Origin of the sequence: Allokutzneria oryzae, assembly GCF_042429765.1 — a bacterium.
Classification (GTDB): Bacteria; Actinomycetota; Actinomycetes; order Mycobacteriales; family Pseudonocardiaceae; genus Allokutzneria; species Allokutzneria oryzae.
Window position 1 is genome coordinate 132894 of record NZ_JBHLZU010000032.1, and the last position, 9963, is coordinate 142856.

Here is a 9963-nt window from a genome sequence, read left to right on the forward strand (position 1 = left end):
TCCGCCGTGTCGTGTGGGGGGTTGGTTGAGCAGACGTGTGGCACGACGCAAGCCCTCCGCTGGAGGAGGACGTCGCCTGGTCGTGAAAGTGCTTGAGGCGCTGGGGATTCTCCTCGGCGTGGTGGGTGTGGTCGTCGTCCTGCTCGGGCCGCTGGCGTGGCTCATCGGCGGTGACACGGTGCGTTCCCTGCCCGGCAAGGAGCGGGCCGACGCGATCAACGCCGTCCGGCAGTCGGTGCTCCTCGCCTGCGGTGGGGTGGTCACCGCGATCGGTGTCGCGTTCGCCGCCCGCACCTTCGCGCTGACGCGGCGCGGTCAGGTGACCGACCGGTTCGGCAAGGCGGTGACCCAGCTCGCCTCGGACACAGTGCAGGAGCGACTCGGCGGTGTCTACGCGCTGGAACACGTCATGGCGGAATCGCCGCGCGATCACGCCACCGTCCTGGAGGTGCTGTGCGCCTTCATCTGCGAACAAGCCCCCGCGCCGGGGAACGTGGATCCCACGGACTACTTCGCGCCTCCGTGGAAGCGCACCGGCCAACCCGATCTGCCCGAGCCCGGGACCAGGCCCGCGAGGGATGTCCAAGCGGCGATGACCGTGCTGGCCCGGCGGCCGGTCCGACCGGAGCCGCATCGTCCCATGCTCATCCGCGCCTCCCTCGCCGGGTTGGGTGCCCGCGAGTTCGAGTTCGAGCACGCGCCGCGCCTGACCTGGATGTTCCTCACCGCCGCTGACATGCGGCGAGCTGACCTCAGCGGCGCGGACCTGACGGGAACCATCCTCAACCACGCGGACCTGCGGGGCGCCGTGCTGAGCAGGGCATGCTTGAACAGCTCCCGACTCCGTCACGCGGACCTGCGGCACGCCGTTCTCGTCGGTGCCGACCTCACCGGTACGCATCTCAACGGAACGAACCTGACCGAGACCGGCGGGCTCACGGCGGAGCAACTGTCCGTGGCGCTCATCGACGAGGACACGATCCTGCCCGAGCCGCTACGCGACGACCCGTGGGTCCTCGCGCGGATCGCTGCCTGCGCCGCGTGGTCGCGGTCGAAGGTGCGCACCTCCCAGTGCCCACCAGGAACCCCGCGACCCGACTGATCTATTTTTCGGTCGGCGTTTCGGTCGAGCCGGCCGCGACCGGAGCAGGGGCTTCGTTTTCGTTGCGTCGCAACCCTGTTCTGCTGGCGCTCGACGTTGGGGCACATGATCGCATCACGCGCTCGCGCGCGATGACCTCGGCTACCGACAACGGGGGAGTCCATTCATGTATCGCGCTTCCAGTTGGCGAGTCGCAGCGGGCGGTTCCGCGATCCTGTTGGCAGCCGCCGTACTCGGCGTGGTGCCCGCGCACGGCGCGGAACCCGCGAGCACCTGCGTCAAGGGCGGGGCGAAGTTCTCCGCGCCGCCGGCTCCGACACAGCCGAACCGGTACTACATGGCTCGGCACATCAGCGTGACCGTGCTGGGTAACAGCGGCGGCGGCCTGGGAGAACTCGCGAAGGGAACCACCGGAACGGACGGTCAGTACCGAATCTGCTTCGCGGCATCGAGGTTGAACCGGCTCATCGTCCGGTTGGCCACTGAGAACGACGTGTGGGCGACCCTGGACAAGGACAACAACCCGTACGGTCTCACCGCGTCGCTGTCCGATGTCCCGGCCGCCGCGGAGGTCGACTTCGGTGTGCTCGCGCCCACGGGCGGTGATGATCCCGCGTGGCACGCCTTCGACACGCTGAACAACCTGTTCCCGGTCGTCAAGGCGGCCACCGGGTGCTGGACCGCGAACGACGCGCAGGGTGCGTGCCGCAAGATCCTGATGAAGTGGTGGCCCGGTTCGACGGAGCCCACCGAGTACCGCTTCGCCGAGAACACCGTCTACCTCAGCGACAAGTCACCCGACTCGCAGCACATCGTGTTGCACGAAGCGGGGCATTCCCTGATGTGGAAGCTGTTCGACCACACGTGGTGGCCGGACGACAACTGCGCCGGGCACCAAGCTCACCGGAAGCTGACCAGGCGGTGCGCCTGGACCGAGGGGTTCGCCGACGCCGTCGCGGGTCACATCAAGGGCGACAACGCCTACGTCGACGAGAACGGCGGCACCGTCGACCTGGTCAACCACGAGCCGCACGACCCTGGTAAGCCCCTGATGGTCAACGGGCCGGACCGGAACTGGAACGACGGCGACGACACGCAAGGCCGGGTTGCGGGCTCATTGCTGGAGTGGTGGGCGTATCCCGGAAGCGGCGGCCTGAAGGGGACAGTCACCCACCTCGATGGGAGCAACAACCCGCGGCACGACAACGCAGGACCGGCCAACTTCGAGGAGTACTACGGTCGCGCGGACATGCTGAACAAGAACCCGGACGCCAAGAGCATCTTCTCTGACAACACGATCACGTACTGATCGAAACCGGTCCGTGGCGAGCTGAGAACGGTGCGGGACTTCAGGACACGCTGGCCGACAGCGCACACGCCAGTTCGGTCCTGCCGTGGATTCCGAGCTTCCGGTAGGTGTTGGTCAGGTGTACTTCGACGGTGCGCAGGCCGACGAACAGTTGCTGCGCGATGTCCGTGTTGGTCGCACCAGTCGCGGCCAGGCTCGCTACGCGCCGTTCACTGGGGGTCAGCGCCTCGGTGCCGTGCACGCGCCTGCTGCGGGGGCGGCCACCCGCCGCCTTCAGTTCGACCAGCACTCGTTCGGACAACGCGACAGCTCCCATGCGCTCGGCCAGATCCAGGGCTTCGCGCAGCCGGTCCCGCGCCGGAACAGGCTGATCGTCGCGCAGCAGCAGAGCGCCCAGGTCGGCGAGCGAGTGCGCGTAGTCCAGTCTGCTCGGCGACCCGCTGAGCCGCCGCACGGATTCGTGCAGCAGCTCCAGTGCCTGACCGCGCGGCTCGACCAGTGCCCGGGTGCGGAACGCGGTTCCCTTGGCGTGGTCGGTTCCCCACTGGTCGGACAGGGTCGCTGTGCGCTCGGCGAGATCACGGGCGTCGGCCGTGCGTCCCAGCGTGAGCAAGGCGGTGACGGTCTCGTAGTGGCAGGGGTAGACGAAGGGATTGCTGAAGCCGCAGCGCTCGACCATGTCCATCGCCTGCTGGAAGTCGGCGAGTGCCCGGACGGGGTCTCCCTGGACCAGCCGGAGCCGTCCCCTTGCCTGGAGGACCCTGACGAAGAGCAGGTGGTCCGGTAGCCCGCCGCCCAGGTCCCAGCGCCGGAGCAGCGCCTCGGCGTCATCGACGAGCATGCGGTCCACCAGCACGTCCAGCAGCCCGCCCGCGGTCGCGGCGACGTGCGAGCTTCGCGCGCCGACTCCGAGGTGGTCGATCCGGATGTCGATGGACGCCTGGAGATCGGCCTGGGCCTCCAGCAGACGCCCGCAGCGGTACTGGTACTGGCCGCGGTGGCTGATCCAGACCGCGTAGGTGAAGACCGACCCCGTCGCGACGGCGTCCTTGACGGCTTGGTCGCTGAACTGCCAGCCGACCTCCACGTCGTCGGCGGCCGCCAGCGCCAGCGCCGCGCCGCCGAAGGCGACCGCGTCGCTGCGGGTGCACGGTCGCAGCTCCAACGCCCGCCGTCCGCACCGGATCGCCTCGGCCGCCGATCCGGTGCGCACGGTCTGCTCGTAACCGCGGAACGCGGCGGCCAGCCCCTCGACGGGGGTGCCCTCGTGACCGGTGAGCCTCAGCTCGGCGCAGCGTCTCCACGCGGCGGTGGCGAACTCGGGCACCAGCGTGCCCAGGAAGACCTCTTCGATCTCCGGCAGGGTGAGACCCGAGTCCCGCGACGCGATCAGCTGCCGGGTCTGCTGGAGCTTGCCGATCGCCTCCGGGTAGCGGTCGTTCACGCACAACGCTCTGCCGAGGAGCACCGCGGAGCGCTCCCGTTCGTCGTCCTCTGCGGACAGGTGGATGCCCTCGGTCAGGTTCGCGATGGCGGTGGGGAGATCCGTTCCCAGTTCGACGGTGCCGAGACCGATCAGGGCGCTGGCCCTGCGGGAGCGCGCCAGCGGCTCGCCGAGCGCCCGCCGCAGGTAGGCCGCGACGCTCTCCGGAGCGCCGCGCTTGGTCGCCACCATCGCCGCGTCCATCAGCACGTCCGAGACCCACTGCTCGCCGACGACGGGAAGCCGGAGCACGTACGCGGCGATCCGTTCGCGGTCCGCGCCCTCGTCGAACAGCGTCCGCGCGGCCCGTCTCCGCATCAGGTTGGCGACGCTCGGCAGCATGCCGTCCGCGATCGCGGCGCGGACCACGGCGTGGGTGAAGGAAACCGTGTGATCGTCTCGGCCGACCATCAGGCCGGCTCGTCGCATCCGGTGCAGTATGTCGTAGACCACGTCCGGTGCCGTGTCCGCGACCGCGCCGATCATCTCCGGCGACGCGCCGTCGCCGAGGACCGCCACCGCCTCGACCACCGTGACGCCGTCGGGCCCCAGTTGGTGGACCAGGTCGCGGACGAGCCGGTCGACCTCCTCGGGGCCGTACTCGGAGATCCGGGTGGCGCTGGCCGCGTCGGGGGGTAGCGCCTGCTGGCGGCAGGTGCTCAGCAAGGCGGTGAGGAACAAGGGATTGCCGCCTGTGGCAGTGCGGCAGGAGGCGACGAACTCGGCGGCCGGCTGGTCCAATGTGGAATGGACGACCTGCTCGACGGCGCGTTCGTCGAGTCCGGTCAAGCGCATCCGGTGGTCGAAGCGGGGCAGCGTGAGCTGGTCGTCCGTGGGAAGCATGCCGCCCCGGTGCGTCGCCAGGACCACCACGGGCAGTCCTTCCAGCCGCCGGAACAGGTAGGCCAACCAGCGCAGGGACGCCTGGTCGATCCACTGCGCGTCATCGATCGCGAACACCACCGGGGTGGTTTCGGTGAGCCGGACGGTGAGCCAGTACAGACCGTGCAACACGGTCGCCGAGGTGTCGGCCCAGCCGGAGTGCTCCTCGGGCATCAGCGCGTCCGGGGCGAAGAGGGGACCGGCGAGCGCGGCGGGCCCGTCGAGCAGCGACGGGTCGCGGAGCACCGTCCGCTCCAGCAGCTGGCGGACCACACCGAACCCGAGATCCTGCTCCAGCCGGTCGGCGCGGGCGGTGAGCACCCTCATCCCGGTGTCGGAGGCGCGGCGGGTCACCTCGGTGAGCAACGCCGTCTTGCCTATGCCCATCGGACCGTCGATCAGCACTGTCGCCTTCTCGCCGGAACTGGCCTTGGTGAACAGGGATACCAGCGTGTCCACCTGGGGCTCGCGCCCAACCAGCATGCCGGGGCCTCCTCAGGGCACAGGGAAGTCATTCTCGGTTTACGCAACCGTGCGGAGAATACTTCCTTGCCGCAAATGCCAGGCAAGCTGGTGGGGAGATCCACCTCAATCGAGTGAACACGTTGCTCTTGCGATAGTATCCAGATCTTCTTGATCGATTGCGGGAAAGAATGCCGTTATGGCCGCATCCGCTGTTGCCGATTCACGGTCGGCGGGGGGTCAGTAATCGCGATTCGTGACCGTGATGGCCAGCTCGGTCAAGGTGGCCTGGGTCTCCGTCTCCAGCAAGCTGTCCGTCAAGTGGGACAGGGCGGCCGTGCGGTGCTCTTCGATCAGGGCGTTGACGGAGGCCAATGCGCCCGTTTCGCGAATGATGTCCTGGATTTTCCCGATCCCGTCCCTGTCGAGGTCCGGATTTCCGAAGAGGGCGTCCAGTACGGCGCGTTGTGCCGCGGTGGCGCGTGAACGAGTGAGATCCATCATGACGGTGTGCTTTCCGGCTCGAAGGTCGTCTCCTGCCGGTTTGCCGGTTCGCTCGGTGTCGCCGAACACGCCGAGCACGTCGTCGCGCAGCTGGAACGCCTCACCCAGTGGACGGGCGTACGCCGCGTACCGCGCCCTGAGCTCGGGGCCGCCGTCCGCGAGCAGGGCGCCCAACTCCAGCGGGCGGCCCACCGTGTACCTGGCGGTCTTGTAGTCGATGATCAGCCGGGCGCGCTCGGACGAGCCGCCGCCGCGCGCTGGTCCCAGCAGATCCAGGTACTGGCCCGCCATGAGCTCGGTGTGCATCTGGTGGAAGGCGGGCTTGGCCCTGCTGATCGCCGCCTCGCTCAGGCCGCACCCGTCGAACATCTGCGCGCACCACGAGAGGCAGAGGTCGCCGAGCAGGATGGCGACGGACGTCCCGAATTCCTCCGGTGAGCCGTGCAGGTCGCCCAGCCGGTGCCAGCGCGCGAACCGCCGGTGCATCGTCGGAAGGCCTCTTCGCGTGTCGCTTGAGTCCATGACGTCGTCGTGGATGAGCGCACACCCCTGGAGGAGTTCGAGAGCGGAGGCGGCGACGAGGATTCCTTCGTCGTCAGGGGCTCCGCCCGCGCCGCGCCAGCCCCAGTAGCAGAAGGTGGACCGAAGGCGCTTGCCGCTGGAGAGGACGAACTCGCGTAGCGCGGTGGTCATCGTGCTGAGTTCGGGGTCCACGTCCCGCAGGATCTGGTCCTGATCGTCGATGAAGCGCAGGAGGACGTCCGTGACGCGGGCTCTGAGGTCATGGGGTGCGACCGGCTCGTGGTGAGGTGGTGGCAATGTTGTGAGAGTCATCTTTGTGTCCCCCGGGCTGCGCGAATTCCTGGGTTATCGGCACGTTGCCGATACGTGCGCACAGTGAAGCAGTGGGCTGGTGTCGGCGCACCGAAGACTTTTGCGGTGGCAACCGAAACTTCGGTGAGTTTTCGGTGACGTCGGGTCTATTGCCTTCTAGTCTCGCCACCTATGACGCGCACACACCATCGGTTGGGTGCAACGACCATCCCGTGCTACGGCCTGGATCTGTACTGCCCGTTTCCTTTGGCTGTCCATCCCGAAGCGGCGAGCGTGGAAGAACACCTGGTCGCATGGGAGCGCCGGTTTTCCCTGACGAGTGGTGTGATGGCGAAGAAGCGGTTCGAGCAAGCCAGGCTCGGTCGCCTCGCGGCATGTATGAACCCGGTGAGTCGCAGCCTCGCGGTCGACGCCGAATGGGTCGCGTGGGGCGTGCTGCTCGACGACATGTTCGACGACGGGGATCCCCCGATCTCGGTCGCCGAGGCGCGTGAGATCAAGCGGGAACTGCTGGCCGTGGTGCCCATCGATCCGGAGCCGACGCCTGGCGCCGAACTCGGGTTGGCCGCGGCTCTCGGTGACCTTTGGTGTCGAGTCGCCCCCGCGGCGCCGTTGTCGTGGCGCACTCGCTTCGTGCGCGACCTCGGTGACACGCTCGACAGCCTGGCCGAGGGGATCGCCGACTGGAGCTCCGGAACCCCGCCCTCAGTCGAGGCGTGTCTCTTGCTTCGTCGCCGTTGCAGCGGGATAGCACCGACCCTGGACCTGATCGAGGTCACCGCCGCGACGGCCCTACCGGAGGAGGTCGTCGAGACCGCCGAGTTCCGGTCGCTTCGCAACGCCGTCAACGACGTTGTCTGTGTGACCAACGACGTCTTCTCGTTGTCAAAAGATCTCGCTCAAGGCGAGATGAAGAACATTGTCATCGCAATGCGGCACGCGGAACGGCTCGACTTGGCCGAAGCCGTTGACCGAGCGGTGCGCCTGGTGGCGCGGCGGACCCACGACTTCGAGCGCGCGGAACGCGATCTGTCCGCTGTCGCTGGTCGCACCTGGGATCAGGTCGAGCGCGTCGTCGAGAGCATGCGGTATTTCATGTCGGGATGCCTGGACTGGCATCGCACCACATCCGAACGTTATAGCGGTGTCGGTCAATGGTGAGGGTGGTGTGACCGTGCGCAAGTACGGGCAGTTGAGCAGGATTCTTGAGCTCGACCCGGTTTCGGATCATTCTGAGATCTATCGACTCTCCTTCGGCTACGAGTTTCCCTGGGAGTACCGGATCGCCGGGCGGGTAGCCCTGCTGAACACGTTCTGCGCGCCTTCCATCTCCGAGTTGCTCATAGCGTCGCAGGGCTTCGTCGAGGACAACCAACGGCGCTACGACAACACGGCGATCCTGATCACCGAGCTCGCGCACAACGGGTACGACTCCGCGCGGGGCCGCCAGGTGATCAGCATGATGAACCGGGTCCACAGCCACTACGCGATCAGCAACGAGGACATGCTGTACGTGCTGGCCGGGCTGATCTTCGACCCGATCGCGTGGATCGACCGGTTCGGCTGGAGGCCGCTGTCCCGGCATGAGAAACACGCGACGTTCCACTTCTATCGCGAGGTCGGCCGTCGTATGGCCATTCGGGACATCCCGGAGTGCTACGACGAGCTGCTCCAGTTCAAGCTGGACTACGAACGGACGCGCTTTCGCTACGCCGCCAGCAGTCGTGAGCTGGGCGAGCGATCCCTGCGGCTGATGTGCTCGTGGTACCCCCGGCCGGTTCGCGGCGTCATCCGGCGGGGTGTGCTCGCCCTGCTGGACCCGCTCCTGCTCACCGCGTTCGGCTACGCCCCGCCATCGCCGGTGACCCGTTTCCTCGCCGTCAAGGCGCTGCGCCTGCGTGCGCGCGCGGTGCGCCTGCTCCCCGCGCGGAAGGCCGTCGCGCCGGTGGTCCGGGATCGCGACAACCATTCCTATCCCGGTTATCCGGAGGCGTACGACCTGCCTGATCTCGCCCGCAGCGGACCTCCCACAGGCATTGACCCACGATGGCTGAGGCCAAGCAGACATGAACCGCATCGTTCGTCCAGCTGACTGGTGTTCCTTCCAAGGACCGGGTGCCAGTGCGTCGCTGCTGGACTTGTTCGCCGGTCGACCGAAACTCGTCCTCTGCGGACTTCCAGGGGAGGAGAACGGGAGTGCTCTCTCGGGTCCTGCACGGTTGGTCGGCGATGTTCTGGACATGCTGCGCATGCACGTGCGGGACACAACCCTGGCTCTCGTGTCCGCCTGTTCGGTGTCCGAAATCGCGGCGGCCAAGAACTCGGCAGGCTGGAACATTCCTTGGGTCGCGTCTCATGGCTTCGGCCTCGTCCACGGACCGCCTTCTGGTCACACGTTGACGCTCGACGCCTTTGCTCACTACGGCATGGATGTGCACTGGACGTACACGGCCGCTGTTCAGCACGAGGGTGACCTTCTGCGTCATCTTCGGACCTGCCTTGATCCGGAGAACGCATGGCCGGGGCTCGACCGAGCTGTGGACGAGGTGGACAAGGACCGAGAAGTTAGGACTTTTCGGTTGTCTGCCGGGGAGGACCTGCGCATTCTGCGTTCACGGTCCTAGTGGAGGAAACATGTCGACCCCGTATGACGACGAGATCGAGGCGCTGCTGGCGCGGTACGAGCAGCAGCGGCACGACGCCGTCGACTGTCATCGGCGGATGCGTGAGGTGTCGGTGACCGTCACGGCTCCGAAGCGGGCGTTGACCGTGACCGTCGGGCCCCAGGGTGAACTGACCAATGTGGACTTCCCGACCGGCGCTTATCGGACGATGGCGCCGAAGGAGCTGGCCGCATTGCTGATGAAGACCGTGGCCACGGCGCGGGAGCAGGCGTTGGAGTCGGTGGCCGAGGTACTGGCCGGTGTGTTCCCCGGTGGCCTGGACGTCGCCGGTCTGCACGCGGGGCGGGCCGGGGTGGAGGACCTCCTGCCGGAGCGGCCGCCCATGCCCGCGTTCGTCAAGGACGCCCTCAACGGCGGAGGAGCACTGTCATGAGCGAGCGCAGACTCAGCGTCAACACCGACCAGCTGCACAGCGCGGCGGACGGCGTCCGGCAGCTCGCCGACGACGCCCAGTCCGCGGTGAGCCAACTGACGGCGGCACTGGCCGCTAAGGAGGGCTGCTGGGGCAACGACAAGCTCGGCAAGGCCTTCGCGCAGGACTACGTGCCCAAGAAGAACGAGATGAGCGAGTACCTGGGCAAGCTGGTGACCGCGGTGCGCGGCACTGGCGAGGCATTGGGCAAGACCGCGAAGAACTTCGCCGACGCCGAACGGGCGGCGGTGGACGCGGTTCCGGTGATTCCTGAGCGCCCCGGGACCTGAC

At 67.6% G+C, this 9963-nt stretch carries 9 protein-coding genes; 7 read left to right on the forward strand and 2 right to left on the reverse strand.

Annotated features, from left to right (window positions below; translation table 11 throughout):
- Window positions 1-82 precede the first annotated feature (82 nt).
- Together ACFFQA_RS34280 and ACFFQA_RS34285 are read left to right on the forward strand one after the other, a co-directional pair.
- On the forward strand, window positions 83-1102 hold the full coding sequence (locus tag ACFFQA_RS34280; RefSeq protein WP_377861338.1) for a pentapeptide repeat-containing protein: 1020 nt from the start codon (window positions 83-85) through the stop codon (window positions 1100-1102).
- Between the two features lie 166 nt (window positions 1103-1268).
- Window positions 1269-2411, forward strand: coding sequence for a hypothetical protein (locus tag ACFFQA_RS34285; RefSeq protein ID WP_377861341.1), 1143 nt, complete (start codon window positions 1269-1271; stop codon window positions 2409-2411).
- 40 nt (window positions 2412-2451) lie between these two features.
- Here the strand turns inward: ACFFQA_RS34285 and ACFFQA_RS34290 are convergent, their stop codons facing one another.
- Together ACFFQA_RS34290 and ACFFQA_RS34295 are read right to left on the reverse strand one after the other, a co-directional pair.
- Entirely contained in the window at window positions 2452-5259 is a 2808-nt protein-coding gene (locus ACFFQA_RS34290) for a helix-turn-helix transcriptional regulator (protein WP_377861344.1), read from the reverse strand.
- Window positions 5260-5478: 219 nt separating this feature from the next.
- Complete coding sequence (locus ACFFQA_RS34295; RefSeq protein ID WP_377861347.1) at window positions 5479-6576, reverse strand: polyprenyl synthetase family protein; 1098 nt, start codon at window positions 6574-6576, stop codon at window positions 5479-5481.
- 171 nt (window positions 6577-6747) lie between these two features.
- Here ACFFQA_RS34295 and ACFFQA_RS34300 point away from each other — a divergent pair, with 171 nt between their 5' ends.
- The 5 genes from ACFFQA_RS34300 to ACFFQA_RS34320 are packed head-to-tail and all read left to right on the forward strand — an operon-like array spanning window position 6748 to window position 9962.
- Entirely contained in the window at window positions 6748-7737 is a 990-nt protein-coding gene (locus ACFFQA_RS34300; RefSeq protein ID WP_377861350.1) for a terpene synthase family protein, read from the forward strand.
- Window positions 7738-7744: 7 nt separating this feature from the next.
- Window positions 7745-8668 carry an oxygenase MpaB family protein gene (locus ACFFQA_RS34305; protein WP_377861352.1) on the forward strand — a complete coding sequence of 308 codons (924 nt, stop codon included), beginning with the start codon at window positions 7745-7747 and terminating at the stop codon, window positions 8666-8668.
- A complete protein-coding gene (locus ACFFQA_RS34310) occupies window positions 8643-9200 on the forward strand; it encodes a DUF899 family protein (protein WP_377861355.1) in 558 nt (185 codons plus the stop codon). Before ACFFQA_RS34305 ends, ACFFQA_RS34310 begins: the two co-directional genes overlap by 26 nt.
- Window positions 9201-9210: 10 nt before the next feature.
- On the forward strand, window positions 9211-9633 hold the full coding sequence (locus ACFFQA_RS34315) for a YbaB/EbfC family nucleoid-associated protein (protein ID WP_377861358.1): 423 nt from the start codon (window positions 9211-9213) through the stop codon (window positions 9631-9633).
- A complete protein-coding gene (locus ACFFQA_RS34320; protein WP_377861361.1) occupies window positions 9630-9962 on the forward strand; it encodes a WXG100 family type VII secretion target in 333 nt (110 codons plus the stop codon). The genes ACFFQA_RS34315 and ACFFQA_RS34320 overlap by 4 nt, the downstream gene beginning before the upstream one ends.
- Window position 9963: the final 1 nt, after the last annotated feature.